Source organism: Haloarcula sp. JP-Z28 (genome assembly GCF_011440255.1).
Lineage (GTDB): Archaea > Halobacteriota > Halobacteria > Halobacteriales > Haloarculaceae > Haloarcula > Haloarcula marismortui.
In genome coordinates, this window is the sequence record NZ_JAAOHT010000147.1 from 1 (window position 1) to 1,816 (window position 1,816).

A 1,816-nucleotide genomic window follows, 5' to 3' on the forward strand; every position below is an offset into this window, starting at 1 on the left:
GTCACCGTCGTCGGCATCCCCATCCCGAGGATAATCGAGGAGAACGCGGTGACGAGCAACAGCAAGACCAGCGAGCCGCCGGCGACGGCCGTGATGAGCGAGACGAGGTTCGGGCCGAGGCCGGAGACGCTGATGACGCCCGGAATGATGCCGGCAGCGGCGACCGCGATGACAACCGGGACCGCGGTTCTGGCCCCGCTCTCCATCGACTTCCCGACGAAAACGCCGAGCTTGTACAGCCCATTCGAGGCCAGATCTGGGCGACCGACAGCGTCAGCAGTCGTTTCGGCGGTGTCGTCGACAGCACCGTCGAACGACAGCAGTGGTGAGTCGAGTCGAGGCCGGGTGATCAGCGTGAGAACACCGCTGAGGATAATCAGCGTGCCGATGTTACCGACGGTGGCCGAGAACGCGCCCATGAGAGATTGGGACCCCGTTCCGTCGCCGGCCAGTGCGCCCAGAACGCCAGCGCCGAACAGGAACTGTGAAAGCAGCGATGCGCCGAACAGCACGCCGAGAATCGCTCCGAGGCGGGCACGCGTTTCGTCGCCGTAAGCCGCCACAAGTGCGATGAGCGCTCCGATTGCGATGAGCGTAAACCACGCCGAGCGGGAGACAGACAGTCGCTCGATGATGAGGTAGTACAACAGCAGCCCAAGCGGGACGAGGTAGAACCACCCGCTTTTGAAGTGGCTCCGGAGGTTGACCAGTTCTGAAGAGTCGAGACCACCGATGTCCTCCTTGACGGCCTCAAAGTGGACCATCACCCAGACGCCGAAGAAGAAGACGATGGCGGGAATCGTCGCGACGACGATGACATCAGCGAACGGCGTCGCCGTGTACTGGACGATGAGGAACGCAGCGGCCCCCATCACCGGCGGGAGAATCTGGCCGCCCGATGAGGCAGACGCTTCGACACCGCCGGAGAACTCCGGGGAGTAGCCCGACCGCTTCATCAGCGGAATCGTGAACGCGCCGGTCGTCACCGTGTTCGCGATGGACGAGCCTGAGATGGTTCCCATAAAGCCGCTGGCGAGAATGGACGCCTTCGCCGGGCCACCCTTCCGCGTCCCTGTCGCACCGTACGCAAGGTCGATGAACCACTGCCCCGCGCCGGACATTTCGAGGAACGCGCCAAAGAGGATGAAGATATAGATGAACTGCACGGAGACGGTAACCGGAATTCCGAACACGCCGTTTTCCGTGTTGTACCAGAGGTTCTGGATGATAGAGGGCCAAGACAGCTCCGGAATCGAGAGGACGCCAATGTAGGCGGCGTCCTGTGGGATGAGGACACCGAAACGGGCGTAGACGACGAACGCCGCGACGATAACCATCAACCAGAGGCTGATCGCCCGACGGGTCGCTTCGAGGACGAGCAGGACGCCGACCGCGCCGAGCACGAACGCGTAGGAAGTATCGGCGAGCGGCCCGAGAAGCCCCGCCATCGGCTCTAGGAAGGTGAACACTTCCTGAATCGGTCGGCCGCGTTCGAGTCCCAGCGCACGCATTCGCTGGATCTCGTCGAAGTCAGTAACGAAGTACGCGGCCGACAGCACCGACAGGACGATAAAAACGAAATCCGAGGGTGTCACGCGGTCCATCTCGGCGTCGAGGAACGCCCAGGCGAGGGCGTCGCCGATAGCGTGAACGACGCGAGATACCGGATGCTCCGCGCCGAGTTTCTCATCGACCAGCGACCCGAGCGCGATACAGCGCCGGGAAAGCGGGCCGTCGCCGGTGCTGCCGGGATACAGCAAGAACGTCAGAATGAGGCCAAAAGAGACGTGGACAGCGTTGATCTGGAGCAGTTGCA

General features: G+C 62.8%; 1 protein-coding gene. It reads right to left on the minus strand.

The window, feature by feature from the left end:
• On the minus strand, positions 1–1,816 hold a 1,816-nt coding region (locus G9463_RS23570), incomplete at both ends, for a TRAP transporter fused permease subunit (protein ID WP_165897990.1).